This is a genomic window from Enterococcus sp. S86.2 (assembly GCF_059834485.2).
Map to the genome: position 1 here is coordinate 1,280,521 of NZ_CM206813.1, position 18,804 is coordinate 1,299,324.

The 18,804-nt window shown below is 37.1% G+C and carries 17 protein-coding genes; 14 read left to right on the forward strand and 3 right to left on the reverse strand.

The window, feature by feature from the left end; translation table 11 throughout:
• Positions 1–18: 18 nt before the first annotated feature.
• The 3 genes from AC6R0T_RS05990 (at position 19) to AC6R0T_RS06000 (ending at position 4,803) form a co-directional block, all read left to right on the forward strand.
• Positions 19–1,392 carry a hemolysin family protein gene (locus AC6R0T_RS05990; protein WP_206903973.1) on the forward strand — a complete coding sequence of 458 codons (1,374 nt, stop codon included), beginning with the start codon at positions 19–21 and terminating at the stop codon, positions 1,390–1,392.
• Between the two features lie 162 nt (positions 1,393–1,554).
• The gene (locus AC6R0T_RS05995) at positions 1,555–3,135 is read left to right on the forward strand and encodes a peptide chain release factor 3 (protein WP_206903974.1); all 1,581 of its coding nucleotides are present in this window, start codon (positions 1,555–1,557) and stop codon (positions 3,133–3,135) included.
• A 216-nt stretch (positions 3,136–3,351) separates the two neighbouring features.
• On the forward strand, positions 3,352–4,803 hold the full coding sequence (locus AC6R0T_RS06000) for a helix-turn-helix domain-containing protein (protein WP_303754292.1): 1,452 nt from the start codon (positions 3,352–3,354) through the stop codon (positions 4,801–4,803).
• Positions 4,804–4,967: 164 nt separating this feature from the next.
• On the opposite strand, the gene AC6R0T_RS06005 is transcribed toward AC6R0T_RS06000, so the two are convergent.
• Positions 4,968–5,285, reverse strand: coding sequence for a DUF1827 family protein (locus AC6R0T_RS06005; RefSeq protein WP_206903976.1), 318 nt, complete (start codon positions 5,283–5,285; stop codon positions 4,968–4,970).
• 203 nt (positions 5,286–5,488) lie between these two features.
• On the reverse strand, positions 5,489–7,747 hold the full coding sequence (locus AC6R0T_RS06010) for an ATP-dependent Clp protease ATP-binding subunit (RefSeq protein WP_206904193.1): 2,259 nt from the start codon (positions 7,745–7,747) through the stop codon (positions 5,489–5,491).
• A 445-nt stretch (positions 7,748–8,192) separates the two neighbouring features.
• On the opposite strand from AC6R0T_RS06010, the gene AC6R0T_RS06015 reads away from it, so the two are divergent.
• The 6 genes from AC6R0T_RS06015 to AC6R0T_RS06040 all read left to right on the forward strand — a co-directional run bounded on the left by AC6R0T_RS06015 (position 8,193) and on the right by AC6R0T_RS06040 (position 13,746).
• Positions 8,193–8,459 (forward strand): phosphocarrier protein HPr, encoded by a 267-nt coding sequence (locus AC6R0T_RS06015; RefSeq protein ID WP_016172193.1) that lies wholly within the window; start codon positions 8,193–8,195, stop codon positions 8,457–8,459.
• Positions 8,459–10,186: a phosphoenolpyruvate--protein phosphotransferase gene (gene ptsP / locus AC6R0T_RS06020; protein ID WP_206903977.1), complete on the forward strand. Its 1,728-nt coding sequence runs from the start codon at positions 8,459–8,461 to the stop codon at positions 10,184–10,186. Before AC6R0T_RS06015 ends, ptsP begins: the two co-directional genes overlap by 1 nt.
• A gap of 153 nt (positions 10,187–10,339) precedes the next feature.
• Positions 10,340–11,050 carry an MgtC/SapB family protein gene (locus AC6R0T_RS06025; RefSeq protein ID WP_303754291.1) on the forward strand — a complete coding sequence of 237 codons (711 nt, stop codon included), beginning with the start codon at positions 10,340–10,342 and terminating at the stop codon, positions 11,048–11,050.
• Positions 11,051–11,225: 175 nt separating this feature from the next.
• The gene (locus AC6R0T_RS06030; RefSeq protein WP_303754290.1) at positions 11,226–12,458 is read left to right on the forward strand and encodes a glycosyltransferase family 4 protein; all 1,233 of its coding nucleotides are present in this window, start codon (positions 11,226–11,228) and stop codon (positions 12,456–12,458) included.
• Positions 12,459–12,551: 93 nt separating this feature from the next.
• Positions 12,552–13,415 (forward strand): NAD(P)-dependent oxidoreductase, encoded by an 864-nt coding sequence (locus tag AC6R0T_RS06035; protein ID WP_303754289.1) that lies wholly within the window; start codon positions 12,552–12,554, stop codon positions 13,413–13,415.
• 100 nt (positions 13,416–13,515) lie between these two features.
• Positions 13,516–13,746: a YkuJ family protein gene (locus tag AC6R0T_RS06040; protein ID WP_071864753.1), complete on the forward strand. Its 231-nt coding sequence runs from the start codon at positions 13,516–13,518 to the stop codon at positions 13,744–13,746.
• A gap of 214 nt (positions 13,747–13,960) precedes the next feature.
• On the opposite strand, the gene AC6R0T_RS06045 is transcribed toward AC6R0T_RS06040, so the two are convergent.
• On the reverse strand, positions 13,961–15,019 hold the full coding sequence (locus tag AC6R0T_RS06045) for an NAD(P)H-dependent flavin oxidoreductase (RefSeq protein WP_303754288.1): 1,059 nt from the start codon (positions 15,017–15,019) through the stop codon (positions 13,961–13,963).
• Positions 15,020–15,248: 229 nt separating this feature from the next.
• Here AC6R0T_RS06045 and fabT point away from each other — a divergent pair, with 229 nt between their 5' ends.
• The 5 genes from fabT (at position 15,249) to fabG (ending at position 18,801) form a co-directional block, all read left to right on the forward strand.
• Entirely contained in the window at positions 15,249–15,689 is a 441-nt protein-coding gene (gene fabT / locus AC6R0T_RS06050) for a fatty acid biosynthesis transcriptional regulator FabT (RefSeq protein WP_016172187.1), read from the forward strand.
• 8 nt (positions 15,690–15,697) lie between these two features.
• Positions 15,698–16,666: a beta-ketoacyl-ACP synthase III gene (locus AC6R0T_RS06055; RefSeq protein WP_303754287.1), complete on the forward strand. Its 969-nt coding sequence runs from the start codon at positions 15,698–15,700 to the stop codon at positions 16,664–16,666.
• A 54-nt stretch (positions 16,667–16,720) separates the two neighbouring features.
• Positions 16,721–16,948, forward strand: a complete 228-nt coding sequence (locus AC6R0T_RS06060; RefSeq protein WP_071864750.1) for an acyl carrier protein — start codon at positions 16,721–16,723, stop codon at positions 16,946–16,948.
• Between the two features lie 159 nt (positions 16,949–17,107).
• A complete protein-coding gene (gene fabD / locus AC6R0T_RS06065) occupies positions 17,108–18,043 on the forward strand; it encodes an ACP S-malonyltransferase (RefSeq protein WP_303754286.1) in 936 nt (311 codons plus the stop codon).
• A gap of 20 nt (positions 18,044–18,063) precedes the next feature.
• Complete coding sequence (gene fabG / locus AC6R0T_RS06070) at positions 18,064–18,801, forward strand: 3-oxoacyl-[acyl-carrier-protein] reductase (RefSeq protein WP_303754285.1); 738 nt, start codon at positions 18,064–18,066, stop codon at positions 18,799–18,801.
• Positions 18,802–18,804: the final 3 nt, after the last annotated feature.

Sequence of the window (18,804 nt, forward strand, 5' to 3'; positions counted from 1 at the left end):
TAAGGAGAGAAAGAAATTATGAATTCTGACCCCGAGAGTCAGTCGCTGATCGCCCAGTTTTTATTATTAATTGTTTTAACGCTGATTAATGCCTTTTTGGCTGCTTCAGAAATTGCCGTTGTGTCAATTAACAAAAACCGGGTGGAACAAAAAGCTGAAGAAGGCAATGTCAAGTCGCAAAAATTACTCAAAATATTGGAAAACCCAACTAACTTTTTATCCACCATCCAAGTGGGGATTACGTTAGTAAATATTTTATCAGGGGCATCCTTAGCTGACACGCTATCTAGCCGTCTGGCACCTGTTTTAGGTGGTGGAGCTGCCGCTAAAAGTATTGCCAATATTATCGTTTTAGCGATTTTAACTTATGTGTCCATCGTTTTTGGGGAATTATACCCTAAGCGAATTGCCTTAAATAAATCAGAAGAAGTTGCGACTTTTACTTCTGGTGTTATCCGTGTCATTGGCACAATCGCAAAACCTTTTGTGTGGTTATTATCGGCATCAACCAGTCTATTGGCAAAAATTACGCCGATGGATTTTGATGATGAAGACTCAAAAATGACCCGCGATGAAATGCGTTATATGTTGGAAACAGAAGGTGTTTTAGAAGAAGACGAATTGGAAATGTTACAAGGGGTCTTTTCACTAGATACAAAAGTGGCGCGCGAAGTCATGGTACCTAGAACAGACGCTTTTATGGTAGACATTAATGATCCAATCGCTGAAATTGTAACTGACGTGTTATCAGAAAATTATTCCCGTATTCCAGTCTATGATGAAGATAAGGACAAAGTAATTGGTGTCTTGCATACTAAGAATCTTTTGAAAGCGGCTTATCAATTTGGCTTTGAAAATATTGATATGCATAAGATTTTACAAGAGCCTTTATTTGTACCAGAAACAGTTTTTATTGACGACTTATTATATGAATTGAAAAAGACCCGTAACCAAATGGCGATTCTTTTAGATGAGTATGGTGGTATGGTAGGGGTTGTGACATTAGAAGACTTGTTGGAAGAAATCGTAGGTGAAATTGACGATGAAACCGATGAAGTAGAAAAACTATATGAACAAGTAAATGATCATGAATATATTATTCAAGGTCGCATGCTAATTGATGAGTTTAACGAAGCCTTTGACACGGACTTGCATATGAGTGATGTGGATACAATGGCTGGATACCTAATCACAGCTTTGGGAACTATTCCAGATGAAGGTGAGAAACTTTCTTTTGAAGTGGACAACTTGACTCTGATTTCTGAAGAGATGGAAGGTTCGCGTGTATTGAAAATCCGCGTTATTTTCCGCGACCCGGAAATTGAAGTTCAACCAGAGGAAGAAAGACGTCATTTTCGTAAAGAGTTTGAAGATGACGAGCCAAGACGTTAAAAAGTGGAGGTGATGTGCTGAAATTTTGGCACATCACTTTTTTATCGTTTATGAAATTTTCATTCCATGCTATACTAGCATAGTTGTTTACTATTACCCTAAGCCAAAATACAAGTTAATGGCTACTGCCATTTTTAATTTTACGAAATAAAGGAGAACACAATGGATAACCCAAATTTACGAAAAGAAGTCGATAGCCGACGCACGTTTGCAATTATTTCCCACCCGGATGCGGGGAAAACAACAATTACCGAACAATTATTACTTTTTGGTGGTGCCATTCGCCAAGCAGGGACTGTTAAAGGAAAAAAAACAGGTAATTTTGCCAAATCTGACTGGATGGAAATTGAAAAACAACGGGGGATTTCCGTTACAAGTTCTGTGATGCAGTTTGATTACGATGATAAACGCGTGAACATCTTAGACACACCCGGACATGAAGATTTCTCTGAGGATACGTATCGGACATTGATGGCGGTGGATAGTGCTGTTATGGTTATTGATAGTGCCAAAGGGATTGAAGCACAAACCAAAAAATTATTTCAAGTGGTAAAAAAACGAGGAATCCCGATCTTCACTTTTATTAACAAATTAGACCGTGATGGCCGTGAACCACTGGAATTACTGGAAGAATTAGAAGATTTATTACAAATTGAATCATTTCCAATGAACTGGCCAATTGGGATGGGAAAAGGTTTAGAAGGTTTATACGATATTTATAATGAGCGGATTGAATTGTATCGACCAGAAAATTACGGTGGAAAACGTTTAATTCCTCTAGATGAAGAAGGCGAAATTCCAGCAGACCACCCTTTTCGTGGCAGTGGTCAGTATGACCAAGTCTTAGAAGAAGTTGAATTAGTTAAAGAAGCCGGCGATAGCTTTGATCGCAAAAAAATCGCCAGTGGCAAACAAACTCCTGTCTTCTTCGGTTCAGCTTTAACTAATTTTGGTGTTCAAACTTTCTTAGAAACATTTTTAGAATTTGCGCCATCTCCTTATGCCCATAAAACCGAAGAAGGAGATGAAGTCAGTCCATATGAGCCAGAATTTTCCGGTTTTGTCTTCAAAATTCAAGCGAATATGAATCCAGCTCACCGTGACCGGATTGCATTCGTTAGAATTTGTTCAGGAACCTTTGTTCGCGGGATGGACATCACCTTAGAACGTACTGGTAAAAAAATGAAATTAAGCAATGTTACTCAATTTATGGCAGATGCTAGAGAAAATATCCAAGAAGCTGTTGCTGGCGATATTATCGGGGTTTATGATACTGGTAATTATCAAATCGGCGATACGCTTTATGAAGGAAAATTAAAAGTTGCGTATGAAGAATTGCCATCTTTTACGCCAGAGCTATTTATGAAAGTACAAGCCAAAAATGTGATGAAACAAAAATCATTTCATAAAGGCATTCAACAATTGGTGCAAGAAGGCGCTATTCAAATGTACCGTACTTATTTAACTGACGAATATGTCATTGGTGCGGTGGGCCAATTGCAATTTGAAGTTTTCCAATATCGGATGAAAAATGAATACAATGCCGAAGTTGTTATGACACCGATGGGACATAAGATCGCTCGCTGGATCGATCCTGCCCAACTTGATGAAAAAATGAGCTCTAGTAGAAATATTTTGGCTCGTGACCGTTTTGATCAACCTTTATTCTTATTTGAAAATCAATTTGCGATGCGCTGGTTTGCTGATAAGTATCCGGATGTGGAATTAAAGAGCTTGATGTAAGTGATAAAAATAGACACCTTACTTAAAAAAGTAGGGTGTCTATTTATTTAATAACAATATATTCATCTAAAGCAATAAGTTTATTTGTAAATAAAACCCAAAAATTATGCTAGTAATCAATTGAAATTGAGAATTTTTTTTTTTGAAATATAATCGCCTAGCCAAAGATTATTCCTTTGTGCTATTATGAAGTATAAACTCAAAAGGGGAAGTAAGATGTTAGAAAATATTTTGTTAGACGATCCAGCTCAAAATAAATTGATGCTCTTTAAGCACATGCTAGAACTTGATCGCGGTTTATACCCAATTCATTATTTTGAAAAATACACTGGTTTTTCTCATATTAAAACAGCTAATCTGCTAAACCAAATGAATCAAGATTTAAAAGACTTAGAAACTGGATATGTGTTGTTTACAGAAAAAGAAAAAGTACAAATCGATGGGAATTTACCCAAATTTCACAGCTATCAACAGTTTCTTTTTCAAAGTAGTGTACCTTATCGCGTCTTAGTGGCTACCTTGCTTCAACCGGAAATGGATTTAAAAGATTTTGGACAACAAACAAATTTAAGTCAATCTTCTTTAATGCGGCGACTAAAACCCTTAGTTGCTTATTTAAAAGATAAAGGAATTCGATTAAATTGTCTACAAATGGAAGTGACTGGACGAGAAGCGCTGGTACGAATTATGTACTTCAATTTTTTGTGGATGGTGGATTTTGGCACAGAATTATTCCAGCATTTTGAAAATCTAAATGTTGATTTGAATGCGTTGTTTGATGAAGATGACTTAGCTTTTCTAAAATACGTAGAACAACGGGAATTTACGGTCTATCAAGCGATTAGTTTGTTACGGACTCAATTAGGCTATTATGTCGACGAACCAGAGATTAACCATTATTTCTATCCAACAACAATTAATGGCCGCTTTAAACAAAAGCTAGCGCAAAGTGGTGTAGCTGAAACATACCAAGAAAGAGAAGCTAATTTTGTGTCTTATATGATTTTTTATTGGCCACAGTATTTTTCAGAAGATGATCCCCGTCTGTCTTTTGTACGGAAAAATTATAAGAACCTGACAACTTCAAAGGAAAAGGCAAAAGTCTTTTTTGATAAAATGCTGCCCTATTTCCAAAGCTTTTCCCGTAGCAAGCAGGAATTAATTCTGCTAAATTATCAAACGATTTTTCTACGCCAAGAATTATTTGACGGTAAAGCACCGAAAAATCTAGATTTCATTTTGGAAAGCTTGAAAATTCAACATCCCAATTATGAAATTTTACATGGACATATTGCCAGTGCAATAGAAGCAGAGGAAAGCGCTGATTTAATTAATCTTTTAACTTTAGTCAGCTTGCCACAAGTTGAACGCAGTGAGAAGACAGAAAAGATTAAAGTAGGAATTATTGGCTTTCCTAACCACTTCTTATTATATTCTTTGATTAATCGTATCGAGGACTTGCCATTTGTCGAATATTCTTTAATGAATACCGCCTCTAAAGAAAAATACGACGCAGTAATTACATGTTCTAACTCGCTCGTTCCGTTAGAGAACTCAAATTACTGGATTGTTGAAGGTGAAGATTCTTTTGATGCAACAGATGATTTTTTATTTCATATTTTTAAAGAAAGACAAAAAGATCAAAAAGTTCATTTGAATATTGGTTAAAGCTAACCCGTAAAAATCTGCCCAGTCTAAAACTTAGGTAAAAAGGGATGTTGGAAAATTCAGAATTACTGAAAAACTTTAGAGAGGCTCTTAACGAGTTATGGGTCAGCTATATAAAAAAATCTGGGATAAAAAGGCAACGTGGCTTTTTATCCCAGATTTTTTTATGATGCATTGTTACTTAGTTGGTTTGTTTTAATTGAAATTTCTACAAGACCTGGTAGCTCAATTTGGGTAATTGTATCAGGCTCATAACTGCCAGAGGGCATTTTTTTCAAAAAGTATTCTTTTACTTCATTAATTTCACGTTCGTTAAGGTTGCGCTTTTTATTAATCAGCAAAATTTCGTTATGATGCGGGGCAACTGTATAAACGATGGTCGAATTGCCCGCCGTATAAACTTTCACCAATTCGGCGTCCGTATTTTCTAACTGATTGCGTACCAAACGCGAATGGCTATTGGTAACGTTGATTAATTTCATCTGGTTCACTCCTTCAAGGCAAGTTTGAACTAACTCAATTATTATTATACGGTTCCGGACTTATTTAGCAAAGTGATTACACTTGAAAAATCAAACAAAATTTGTTAATTTTGGTAGTTTTCTAAACTATTTTTTTGTATATGAGCTAAAAAGCAGAGGTCTAACTTTTATTAAAAGTTAGACCTCTGCTTTTGTTAATTTAATTATTCTTCTTTTGTTTTGTCTTGATTACTTAAATCTTCTTTTGAATCTTTTGTCTCATTAACCTGTAAGGCGGTAACTTCAATTTTACCGTCTTTGGTTAAGTGGGCAGTGAGTTCTTTAACTGTTGGATGATCTAAGAAGTATTCGGCAATGCCATCTTCAATTTGATCTTGAATAGTACGACGTAATGGGCGAGCACCCATTGCAGGGTTATACCCCAAGTCGACTAATTTTTCTTCTACATCTTTTGGTACAGTGATGTGTAAGTGTTGTACAGCCAGCATATCGTTTACTTCATTTAACATTAAGTCGACAATGTGAAGTAAATTGTCTTTACTTAAAGCTTTGAATTCGATAATACCGTCAAAACGGTTCAAAAATTCAGGTGAGAAGTAATTGTTTAATTGATTTAAGACAGAACGTGTCACGCCTTCTCTGGTTGCGCCAAAACCAACGCTGGCTTCGACATTACCTGTGCCGGCATTACTTGTCATAATAATCAATGTATCTTTGAAGCTAACTGTTCGCCCTTGGGCATCGGTTAGACGTCCATCGTCTAAAATTTGCAAGAACATGTGCAAAACATCTGGATGGGCTTTTTCGATTTCATCTAACAAAATCAAGCTGTAAGGATTACGACGAACTTTTTCTGTTAATTGACCAGCTTCTTCATAGCCAACATAGCCTGGAGGAGAACCGATTAATTTAGCCACACTATGTTTTTCCATGTACTCAGACATATCAAAACGAATCATAGAATCTTCAGAACCAAACATTTCATAAGCTAATTGTTTTGCTAATTCAGTTTTACCAACACCAGTTGGTCCAACGAATAGAAAAGAGCCGATTGGACGATTTTTCTTGCCCAAACCAACACGATTACGGCGGATAGCCTTAGCAACTTTATCAATTGCTTCATCTTGACCAATAACATGTTCTTTTAAATCGTGGCCGAGATTTTTCAATTGTGTTTGTTCTTTTTCTTTTAATTCGCCAACGGGAATACCCGTACGTTCTTCAACAATTTGTTCCATATCTTTTTCAGAGATGGTAGGTGTTTCTTCATCGCTGATTTGTTTATTTTTCATTTCTTCTAATTTATTGATTTGATCGCGATAATACGCTGCTTTTTCAAAATCTTCTTCCTTAGAAGCTTGTTGTTTTTGTGCTTCGGCATCCGCCAGCTTTTTCTCAATGGCTTTTGGATCAACTAATTGAATCGTTAAGTTTTTCTTGGAACCTGATTCATCTAATAAATCAATTGCTTTATCAGGTAAAAAGCGATCTTGGATATAACGATTTGAAAGGATAGCCGCCGCTTTGATTGCATCATCGGTATATTTTACATGGTGATAATCTTCATAACGTGGTTGCAAACCTTTCAAAATTGCGATGGTTTCTTCAACGGAAGGTTCATCTACTCGAACTGGTTGCATCCGACGTTCTAAAGCAGCGTCTTTTTCAATGATGCGGTACTCGTTTAAAGTAGTAGCACCAACCATTTGCAATTCTCCTCGAGCTAAAGCTGGTTTCAAGATATTGCCTGCGTCCATATTGCCATCACCAGCCGCACCGGCACCAACAATTTCGTGTACTTCATCAATGAACAAGATAACATTTTCAGCTTGTTTAATTTCATCGATTAACTTTTGCATCCGTTCTTCAAATTGCCCTCTTATACCTGTTCCTTGAACTAGAGAGGCTACGTCTAAACGGATAACTTCTTTATCAAGAAGTTTTTGTGGAACATCGCCGTCGACTATCTTTTGAGCCAAGCCTTCAACGACAGCCGTTTTACCCACACCGGGTTCTCCGATTAAAACAGGGTTATTTTTTGTTCGACGATTTAAAATTTCAATAACACGTTTAATTTCTTCGTCACGACCGACAACTGGATCGATATCACCATTACGGGCTTGTTCAGTGATGTTGATACCATATTCACCTAAAAGACCGTTAGCTCCTTGGTTTTGGCGAGGAGGTTGTCCGCCGTTAAAGTTATTGCCACCACCAAATTGCGTAGGGGGCGTTTGTTCACCAGCATTTCTTGGTTGCATTTGTTGCGACATTTGACGGAATAAATCGTCAAGACTTCCAAAGCCAAATGGATCTTGGGCCATCATACTTGTTTGACTACCAGTTTGATTTTTTAGTTTTTGGTAGCAGCTTTGGCAGTAGTCCAGTTGCTTTCTTTGGCCATTTACATTTGCGTATAAATGAATGGTTGCTTCATTTTTGCCACAGTTTTGACAAAGCATAAATAATTCACGACCTTTCATGGATTTACTTACATTTATTATTGTAACGCGCTTTTTTTAATCAGTAAAAAGATACACCTAAAAAGCGAGGTCTAGTCAAAGTTATCTTTGACCTTTATTGACCATAACTGTATTATACTAAATTTATTTATTGGTGCAAGTAATTTGTCTGATTTGAAAATCAGTGACTTTTTTTCATTTTGTTACTGGATTAAATATTTTTTTAGTATAAATGCCCAATAACTTGCCTCAAAAAGATTGGAATAGAAATTATTCTGCTAATTGGACTAGATATCTTTTGTTCTATTATGAGAGAAAACGGTTGTACGATTGAAAAAAAAATGGTAATCTTAACAGTTGAAAGGGCCTTTTTTGATGGTTTATTTGGACTGTTAAAAAAGAAAACCCTCACAAAAAACTTGTTTCACAAAGGAGACCGATTAATATGGAAAAAAAAGATTTTCACGTAGTAGCAGAAACTGGGATTCACGCACGTCCAGCTACATTATTAGTACAAACTGCTAGCAAATTTAACTCTGACATTAACTTAGAGTACAAAGGTAAATCTGTAAATCTTAAATCTATCATGGGCGTTATGTCTCTTGGTGTTGGCCAAGGTTCTGATGTAACAATCACTGCTGAAGGTGCTGACGAAGCTGACGCAATGGCAGCAATCGTTGAAACAATGAAGAAAGAAGGATTATCTGAATAATGGTTGAAATGCTAAAAGGGATCGCCGCAAGTGACGGAGTTGCCGTTGCAAAAGCTTACCTGCTAGTTCAACCGGATTTATCCTTTAACAAAATTTCTGTAGAAGATACTGAAGCAGAGGAAAAAAGAATAGACGATGCTTTAGCAAAATCTACCGAAGAACTACAACAAATTCGGGAAAAAGCAGCGCAAAGTTTGGGCGAAGCAGAAGCTCAAGTATTTGACGCTCATTTAATGGTTCTTTCAGATCCTGAAATGATCGGTCAAATTAAACAAAACGTGAAAGATAACAAAGTCAATGCTGAATCAGCATTGAAAGAAGTTACCGACATGTATATTGGCATGTTTGAAGCAATGGACGACAATGCTTACATGCAAGAACGCGCAGCTGATATCCGTGACGTTGCCAAACGTGTCTTAGCACATTTGTTAGGGGTTACTTTACCAAACCCTTCAATGATTAATGAAGAAGTTGTTGTGGTTGCCCACGACTTAACACCAAGTGATACTGCACAATTAGATCGCAAATTCGTTAAAGCCTTTGTTACTGACATCGGCGGACGGACTTCTCACTCTGCAATCATGGCACGTTCTCTTGAAATCCCAGCAATTGTTGGGACAAAAGAAATTACTGCCAAAGTAAAAGCAGGGGACATTCTAGCTGTTAATGGTATCATTGGGGATGTCATCATTGATCCAACTGAAGACCAAAAAGCACAATTCCAAAAAGCTGGTGCAGATTTTGCTGCCCAAAAAGCTGAATGGGAAAAACTAAAAGAAGCAGATACTGTCACAGCTGACGGTAAACACTTTGAATTGGCTGCTAATATTGGAACACCAAAAGATTTAGAAGGTGTTCACAATAATGGCGCTGAAGCAATCGGTTTATATAGAACTGAATTTCTTTATATGGATTCTCCTGATTTTCCAACTGAAGAAGATCAATTTGAAGCTTATAAAGCAGTTTTAGAAGGTATGGGTGAAAAACCTGTCGTTGTTCGTACCATGGATATCGGTGGTGACAAGGAATTACCTTACTTGACTTTACCGCATGAAATGAATCCTTTCTTAGGTTACCGCGCATTGCGTATTAGCTTGTCAGAATTAGGAGACGACATGTTCCGTACACAGTTACGGGCATTGTTACGTGCTTCTGCTTTTGGTAACTTACGTATTATGTTCCCAATGGTAGCAACTTTGAAAGAATTTAGAGCGGCTAAAAAAATGTATGATGAAGAACGTCAAAAATTAATCGACGAAGGTGTAACAGTATCTGATACAATCCAAGTCGGTATTATGATTGAAATTCCAGCGGCGGCTGTCTTAGCTGACAAGTTTGCCAAAGAAGTTGACTTCTTCAGTATTGGTACTAATGATTTGATCCAATACACAATGGCAGCAGACCGTATGAACGAACGCGTGTCTTATCTTTACCAACCATATAACCCATCTATTTTGCGTTTGATTAAAAACGTAATTGATTCAGCTCATGCTGAAGGTAAATGGGCAGGTATGTGTGGTGAAATGGCCGGTGACCAAACTGCTGTGCCAATTTTGATGGGAATGGGCTTGGATGAATTCTCAATGAGCGCAACATCAATCCTTAAAACACGTAGCTTAATGAAACGTTTGTCTACTGAAGATATGAAAGTTCTTGCTGATAAAGCATTAAATGATTGCGATACAATGGAAGAAGTCATTGAATTAGTAGAAGAAGCTGTTAAATAAAAAGTTTTTAACCTCAGAGATTTTCTCTGAGGTTTTTTTGTCGTACATAATAATACCTAGCTGATAACTTACAAATTTAATTTTTGACAGCGTCAAAAAAGAAAAGCGTTTTCTAATATGCTATGCTAAAGAAAAGGGTTAGGAGTTGGCGAAATGCATGAGTATGATCTGACAACGTTCGAGATAATTGCTAGATTGTCTTTGGCAATTGTAATGGGCGGGACAATTGGCTTCGAGCGAGAATATAAGAGTCGTCCTGCCGGCATGAAGACGCATATTTTAGTTTGTGTGGGTGCGGCATTAATTGCGCTGATTCAAGATGAAGTCGCTTCACAAACGGTGGAATTTGCGCAACAAATGCCAAAACTTGCTAATGTGATGACGGCAGATCAAACCCGTTTAGTCGCACAAGTCGTTAGCGGCATTGGTTTTTTAGGGGCGGGAACAATTATTATGACAAAACAAACAGTCAAAGGGCTGACAACAGCGGCGTCTGTTTGGGCAGTCGCATCAATTGGAATTGCTTTGGGAATGGGATTTTATCTAATTTCTCTCACTGGCTTTTGTTCTATTATGATAGCGCTAGCCTTGATTTCATATTTAGTACCGCTACCAAAAGTAAGACGTCTACAAGTTGAAATCGCCCATGGTGATCAGACCGTGGCTTTTATTAAAAATTATTTGGCTAAAAATAAAGTAATCGTGGAAAAATCTGACCTTAAAATCACGCGGGAAAACCCAAAGTCAAATCGTAAATATTTAATTATGTTCACATTGACAGTGCCAAAGGATGTAGACGAAGAAGATTTAGTGTCTGAGCTTTCGGATAATTCAGATATTTTAATGATTCAGATTGTTGAATAGTCTAACGAGTTTGTCACTTGCACGTTTTTTTATTGCTATTTTAGTCACACAAACGCTAAAATATAAGATGAAATAAGACTATAGTTTGATTTAAGTATATAAGAGCTATGATACACTATAAAAAAGTTGTTGGTTAACTGTATTAGTTACAGCGAAATAGTTTGGAGGAAAGACTGTGAAAATCGGGTTTTTTACAGATACCTATTTCCCGCAAGTAAGCGGGGTTGCAACGTCAATTAAAACATTGAAGACCGAGTTGGAAAAAAAGGGGCATGAAGTCTATATTTTTACTACAACAGATCCTAATGCAGTTGGTATTGAAGAAGATATTATTCGAATGCCAAGTGTTCCTTTTGTCTCGTTTAAAGATCGCCGTATCGTTGTGAGAGGGATGTGGTATGCGTATTTAATTGCCAAAGAGCTAGAATTAGACTTAATTCATACCCATACTGAATTCGGGGCGGGTCTTTTAGGAAAAATGGTCGGCAAGAAATTGAAAATACCAGTAATCCATACGTATCATACAATGTATGAAGACTATTTACATTATATTGCCAAGGGAAAAGTGGTTCGACAGTCTCATGTGAAATATTTTTCTCGTTTATTTGCCAATCATACAACCGGAGTAGTGTGCCCTAGTGAGCGCGTGATTGATACTTTAAGAGGGTACGGGGTTACTTCGCCGATGCGGGTAATTCCAACTGGGATAGAATTAGAGAAATTTGAACGCCCCGATATAACAGAGGCTATGAAAAAAGAATTACGGCAAGACTTAGGCATTTTAGATGATGAAATCATGTTATTGTCTTTAAGTCGTATTTCTTATGAAAAAAATATTCAAGCAATTGTTCATGGACTTCCTGCTATTGTAGAAAAATTACCACAGGCTCGTTTAGTAATCGTTGGGAAAGGTCCTTACATGGAAGACTTAAAAGAGTTGGTGGCAAGCCTGTCTTTAAGTGATTGTGTTCATTTTGTCGGTGAAGTCCCTAACGATGAAGTAGCGCTTTATTATCATGCCGCGGATTATTTTGTTAGTGCTTCTACTTCAGAGACACAAGGTCTTACTTACACAGAAGCAATGGCAGCAGGGACACCGTTAGTGGTTGAGGGAAATGACTATTTAAACAATTTAATTGATGATCCATCTTTTGGCGTCACGTTTGCGACTGATGATGATTTTGCAGCTGCTTTGATCCAATATATCAATAAAGGATTACAAGTAGATTCTAAAAAACTTTCAGCTAAACTGTATGAAATTTCCGCAACGCATTTTGGTGAGGCGATGTTAGATTTTTATCATGATATGATTGCTTATTATGCTAATTTATCTTTAGAAAAAGAAACTGAACCAGCGATAAAAAAAATCAAAGTGAAATTATATTCCTTTAAACGTACCTCCAATTAATTTGTAGACATATTGCAAGAAAAAATCACAACTTTAGCTTATACTAAAGTTGTGATTTTTTTACGTGTTTAATACGTAGAGAGGATGGTAAAAATGAAAATTGGTTTTATCGGTATCGGTGTCATGGGGCATTCCATGGTATCGCATTTAATGGATGCAGGCAATGAAGCGTATGTCTATAATCGAACAAAAAGTAAAGCAGATAAGATTGTTGAAAAAGGTGCCATTTGGAAAGATACGCCAGAAGCAGTTACGAAAAGTGCTGATGTAGTATTTTCAATTGTGGGCTATCCTAATGATGTAAAAGAAATTTACTATGGCGAAAATGGTATTTTTTCAGCGGATGTAAAAGGGAAAATTTTAGTTGATATGACAACAAGCACACCTTCTTTAGCAGAAGAAATTGCCAAAACAGCTGTACAAAAAGGTGCGCAAGCGCTAGATGCACCTGTTTCTGGTGGTGATCTGGGTGCCAAAAATGCAACCCTGACCATTATGGTAGGTGGAACTAAGGAAGCTTATGAAAAAGTGCTTCCGCTTTTTAAAGCAATTGGTAAAACCTATGCACTACATGGTGGTCCTGGTAAAGGCCAACACACAAAAATGGCCAATCAAATCATGATTGCTGGCACAATGACGGGTATGACAGAGATGCTGGTTTATGGTAAAGCAGCAGGATTGGATTTGCCAAAAGTTATTGAAACAGTAGGTGGGGGTAGTGCCGCCAATTGGTCACTAACAAACTATGCACCGCGTATTTTAAAAGAAGACTATACACCTGGCTTTTTTGTAAAACATTTCATTAAAGATTTGAAGATTGCACTAAATGAAGCTGAAAAAATGAAGATTGATTTACCAGCGACAAAAGAAGCGACACGTTTATACGAATTGTTAGCTGAAAAAGGTTATGAAAATGATGGTACTCAAGCTTTAATTAAACTATGGTGGGGAAACTAAGGTTTTTACAAAAAAATATGATTTTTTTGTAAAAATCAATGCAAGCTGCTATCGCTTTTGATACAATATAACAGAAGTTGAGAAAAAGGAGGCTTTCCCCATGACAAGTTCACAATTAGTTGCCATTATCAGACGGCTAGAAGCAATGACTGAAGCAACCGATAATGAAATTCAAGTCCGCCGCTTTGAAAAAGAAGGCGTTGAAAAATGTACCGTGACTTACGATAAATCAACTGAAACATTTGAATTGACTGAAACAGATACCCAACAACACTATCAATTCGACAATATTGATATCGTGGCAATGGAAATCTATGATTTAATTCAATAATCGGCATAAAAAAACACGAGAGGAATTTTCTCTCGTGTTTTTTTGACGGCAAAAAGTATAAGTTTTTCACAAGTAAAAACAGTGATCTGACTGCTTTAGCATGGTTCAACCCTTTGGTCAAAGCTTAAATTTACGAAAATGAAAAGCTATTTTTCGCAAATTTTGGTTTTATAGCTCAGGACTGAAGGATTCCTTTAGCTTTTTTGTTACAGTTTTATTCGCTTAATTCTTTCATTAAAGCTGGGACAGTCGTCATTTCATTAACCTTAAAAACATTACTGCCAGCAAAAACCAATCCGCAATCAGGGTTTTCAGTGACACTATTTAATAGCATTTCTGTAATACAATAAGGAATTGTCTTACGATCGCAATGATCATATGACAGACAACTACGGCATTTTGCAATCGGGATTTGTTTTGTTTTAATCGTTTCGGTAAATTTATTTTCTATAGCTCTACCGGGCATGCCAACAGGACTTTTAATGATTTTAACATCTTCTTTTTTGGCATTTAAATAGCGTTGTTTGTAATCGCTAGGGGCATCACATTCTTCTGTTACTACAAACCGGGTTGCCATTTGGACACCGGCGCAACCAAGTTCAAGGTAATGGTCTATATCAGCGCGATCATAGACGCCACCAGCAAAAAATACGGGAATTTCACATTGAAATTTTTCGCCATATTCTTTTGCAACAGCAATGATTTTTTTGACTTCTTCATCCATGTTCGCAATCGCGTTTTCTATACCGTCGTACTTAAACCCTAAGTGACCACCTGCTTCTGGCCCTTCAATAACTAAAAAATCGGCAGTACGGGTATAACGTTTTGCCCAAGTGCGTAAGAGTACTTTCGCTGCTTTTTCAGAGGAAACAATAGGGGCGATTTTAGTTTTTGAACCTGCCACTAATTCTGGTAAGTGAATCGGTAGACCAGCGCCAGAAATAATCACATCGGCACCGACTTCTACGCAACGTTGTACATATTTTTCATATTTAAAAGTTGCGCACATGACATTAAATCCCACGATACCGTTTCCTGCAATGCTCTTTGCCATTTCGTATTGATCTTTGATCGCTTTCATATTGGCTTTAAAAGGGGCCCGTTCAAAAAGAGGGTCGTTAAATCCAATCTGGGCACAAGAAATAATGCCCATTCCGCCATTCTTTGCTACACTGCCGGCTAAACGAGAAAGGCTGACACCAATACCCATTCCTCCTTGAATAATTGGAACTTCTAAAGTAAGGTCACCAATTGTAACGGGTGTTAATTTCATAGTCGTCTCCTTAATAAAATACTTTGATTTTCAAACTAAATTAAATATTAGCTTCCGCATAGAACCTTGTCAATCAAATTTTAGAATATCGGCAATAAACTCAGAAATTGTTAACTGTTAGTTTAGAAAATAAAAAAATTTATAAAAAAGTATTGCATTTTCAAAAAGTATATAATATATTTTGATAGTCAAATGATTTGATAATCAAACTAATTTGGATGGTGAAAGTGTGGATAAAGATCTTGAAACAGTCAATGACTATCTCGTCAGCGTCTTCAATGATATTTTAACAATCGAAGAATCGGAGCTGCAAAAATCCCAATTCAATGATTTGAGTATTACTGAAATGCACACGATCGAAGCTATTGGCATGTATAAAAAAAAGACTACTTCAGAAGTAGCAAAAGAACTTTCCATCACGGTGGGGACATTAACGACCGCCATCAACCGGTTAGTTAAAAAAGGCTACGTTGAACGTATTCGTAGTGAAGATGATCGACGGGTTGTCAAACTCGGTTTGACAAAAAAAGGCAAGTTATTATTCCGAGTTCATCAATATTTTCATCGTCAAATGATTAAACGTGTCCTAACTGGCATGGATAGTGATGAGGAAGCAACTTTGTTAAAAGCTTTAAAAAATCTCCATGATTTTTTACAAGAGTATAAGTGAGTGTGAAGATGAGAAAATACGGAAAAATTACAGCTACGGCTAGCTTTGTTCCGCCACAAATCATTAAAAATGATGACTTGGCTAAAATTATGGATACTTCAGACGAGTGGATTAAAAGTCGAACGGGTATTTTAGAACGCCGCATTGCTACAAGTGAGAACACTTCTGATTTATGTATCGGTGTTGCTGAAAAATTATTAGCCAAAAGTAAAGTTGCTGCTGATGAATTGGATTTCATTATTGTCGCAACGATGACACCTGATTATGCGACGCCTTCTGTTGCATGCATAGTGCAAGGGGCAATCGCCGCACGTAATGCACTAGCCTTTGATTTATCAGCTGCGTGTTCAGGTTTTGTCTACGCCTTATCATTGGCCGAAAAGCTACTGCAAACAACGGCGCAAAAGGGTCTGGTCATTGGCGGCGAAGTTCTTTCAAAAAGTATAGATTGGCAAGACCGCACAACTGCTGTTTTGTTTGGCGATGGTGCTGCCGGTGTTTTACTTGAAACAAGCATGCTCCCAATGATTAATAAAGAAAAATTACAAGCCGATGGCACTAGAGGTGCAGCACTGACCTCAGGTTATGTACAAAATGGTAGCCCGTTTGCCGCTGAAAAAGGACAAGTTTCACCTTATTTGCAAATGGAAGGTCGGGAGATTTTTGATTTTGCAACGCGTGATGTTGTAAAGGCAATTGATAATTTAGTAGCCGAAGATAAAGATGAAATTGACTTTTATCTACTACATCAAGCAAATTCCCGTATTTTAGACAAAGTGGCAAGGAAACTAAAAGTCCCACGGGAACGCTTTTTACAAAATATGGACAAGTATGGTAATACGTCTGGAGCAAGTATCCCACTTCTTTTAGACGAAGCTGTAACAGATGGAAGTATTCGTCTGGATGGCACACAAAAATTGGTGTTTTCAGGCTTTGGCGGTGGTTTAACTTGGGGAGTTATACAAGTGACACTGTAAAACCTGTTTGCAATATAAACTTAAAAATAATTCATTTAATTGGAGGAAATACACATGGTATTCGAAAAAATTCAAGAAATCGTAGCAGAAGAATTAGGTAAAGAAAAAGATGAAATTCAATTAACAACAAACATTCAAGAAGATTTAGAAGCTGATAGCTTGGATTTATTCCAAATTATTAATGAAATCGAAGACGAATTCGATGTGAAAATTGAAACTGAAGAAGGCATCGCAACTGTTGCTGATCTTGTAAAATATGTTGAAGCACAAAAAGCTGAATAATTACTCTTAAGCTGGGCGGTAGTCTGGCTTTTCTTATAATGAAAGAAATTTTTTCTTTCATTATAAGAAAAGCTAATCAAATGAAATTGAAAGCTTAGAAAACTGTAAAATAAACTGTTTTAAGATGACGACTTGAAATGAAAAGACGGAGGATAATGAATGAAAACAGCTTTTTTATTTAGTGGTCAAGGAGCGCAATATACTGGCATGGGAAAAGAGTTATATGCTAATGAGAAAATCGTAGCGGAAACTTTTGATCAAGCTAGCGAAGCGTTAGGGTACGATATGGCGGCATTGTGCTTTGATGAAGATCAAGTGGATAAATTAAATCAAACTGAATATACGCAACCGGCAATTTTGACAGTTAGCATCGCATTTTGGCGTCTCTTGTCAGCAAAAGGTTTTACAGCAGATGCAGTTTGTGGTTTGAGCTTAGGAGAGTACTCTGCTTTAGTTGCAAGTGGTGCAATTGATTTTAAAACAGCAGTAGCTTTAGTTGCAAAACGTGGTCACTTTATGGCTAACGCCGCCCCGGCTGGCAGTGGCAAAATGGTAGCAGTTATGAATACACAAAGTGAAATCATCGAACAATGTTGCCAAAAAGCCAGCGATATTGGCATTGTTTCACCGGCAAACTACAATACACCACAACAAATCGTGATTGGTGGTGAAGTAGCTGCTGTGGATAAAGCATGTGAATTATTAATGGAAGCTGGTTCTAAACGTTTGATTCCATTAAATGTTAGCGGTCCTTTTCATACTGCATTATTAAAACCAGCGGCTGAGCAATTAGCAGTAGAATTGGTAAAAATTAATTTTGCGCCAATGACAGTCCCTGTTATCAGTAACACAACAGCGCAAGTGATGCCACAAAGTGAAATTAAATCACTTTTAGAGCAACAAGTAATGTCACCTGTTCATTTTTATGAAAGTGTAGATACATTAAAAAAATTAGGGATTACTCAAATGGTGGAAATTGGACCGGGAAAAGTGTTGAGTGGTTTCTTAAAGAAAATAGATAAAACAATTGCAACAACACGAGTAGAAGATAGCAAAACATTAAATGAAACAATTGCATTCTTGGCGGACGAATAGTCGCCTTTTTGGAGGAAGAGATGGAGCTTAAAGGAAAAAATGTCTTAATTACAGGTAGTACCAGAGGAATTGGTTGGGCAATTGCAGAAGCCTTTAGTCAAGAAGGTGCAAATATTATTTTGAATGGGCGACGCCCGGTTCCACAAGAACTAATTGACACAATCAAAGCTCATGGTGTTTTTTGTATGGGCGTTACTGGTGATATCAGCGACTATACAACAGCTAAGAATTTATTAGCAGAGGTTGAAGAACAATTAGGAAACGTTGATATCTTAATCAATAATGCAGGGATTACCAATGATAAGCTGTTATTACGCATGACACCAGAAGATTTTGAGAGCGTTATGAAAATTAACTTAAGCGGAACTTTCAATATGACGCAATTGGTTATGAAAAAAATGTTGAAAAAACGTTGTGGTGCAATTATTAACATGTCTTCGGTCTCAGGTTTAATCGGCAATGCGGGCCAAGCAAATTACGCTGCAAGTAAAGCAGGGATGGTTGGGTTTACCAAATCGGTGGCAAGAGAAGTAGCACCTAGAGGAATTAGCTGCAATGCAATTGCACCAGGTTTTATTGCCACTGATATGACAGAAGTTCTTTCTGATAAAGTCAAAGAACAAGTGACACAAAATATTCCAATGCAAAAATTTGGTACAGTAGCAGATATTGCCCAAACAGCAGTTTTTCTAGCTAAAAGTCCGTATATCACTGGTCAAGTTATTAATGTTGACGGTGGTTTAGTGATGCATGGCTAGATG

Excerpts from the sequence above, each read along its gene's own strand:
- AC6R0T_RS05990 (WP_206903973.1), top strand. The coding sequence starts at position 19 with ATGAATTCTGACCCCGAGAGTCAGTCGCTGATCGCCCAGTTTTTATTA.
- AC6R0T_RS05995 (WP_206903974.1), top strand. The coding sequence starts at position 1,555 with ATGGATAACCCAAATTTACGAAAAGAAGTCGATAGCCGACGCACGTTT.
- AC6R0T_RS06000 (WP_303754292.1), top strand. The coding sequence starts at position 3,352 with ATGTTAGAAAATATTTTGTTAGACGATCCAGCTCAAAATAAATTGATG.
- AC6R0T_RS06005 (WP_206903976.1), bottom strand. The coding sequence starts at position 5,285 with ATGAAATTAATCAACGTTACCAATAGCCATTCGCGTTTGGTACGCAAT.
- AC6R0T_RS06010 (WP_206904193.1), bottom strand. The coding sequence starts at position 7,747 with ATGCTTTGTCAAAACTGTGGCAAAAATGAAGCAACCATTCATTTATAC.
- AC6R0T_RS06015 (WP_016172193.1), top strand. The coding sequence starts at position 8,193 with ATGGAAAAAAAAGATTTTCACGTAGTAGCAGAAACTGGGATTCACGCA.
- ptsP (WP_206903977.1), top strand. The coding sequence starts at position 8,459 with ATGGTTGAAATGCTAAAAGGGATCGCCGCAAGTGACGGAGTTGCCGTT.
- AC6R0T_RS06025 (WP_303754291.1), top strand. The coding sequence starts at position 10,340 with ATGCATGAGTATGATCTGACAACGTTCGAGATAATTGCTAGATTGTCT.
- AC6R0T_RS06035 (WP_303754289.1), top strand. The coding sequence starts at position 12,552 with ATGAAAATTGGTTTTATCGGTATCGGTGTCATGGGGCATTCCATGGTA.
- AC6R0T_RS06040 (WP_071864753.1), top strand. The coding sequence starts at position 13,516 with ATGACAAGTTCACAATTAGTTGCCATTATCAGACGGCTAGAAGCAATG.
- AC6R0T_RS06045 (WP_303754288.1), bottom strand. The coding sequence starts at position 15,019 with ATGAAATTAACACCCGTTACAATTGGTGACCTTACTTTAGAAGTTCCA.
- AC6R0T_RS06055 (WP_303754287.1), top strand. The coding sequence starts at position 15,698 with ATGAGAAAATACGGAAAAATTACAGCTACGGCTAGCTTTGTTCCGCCA.
- AC6R0T_RS06060 (WP_071864750.1), top strand. The coding sequence starts at position 16,721 with ATGGTATTCGAAAAAATTCAAGAAATCGTAGCAGAAGAATTAGGTAAA.
- fabD (WP_303754286.1), top strand. The coding sequence starts at position 17,108 with ATGAAAACAGCTTTTTTATTTAGTGGTCAAGGAGCGCAATATACTGGC.
- fabG (WP_303754285.1), top strand. The coding sequence starts at position 18,064 with ATGGAGCTTAAAGGAAAAAATGTCTTAATTACAGGTAGTACCAGAGGA.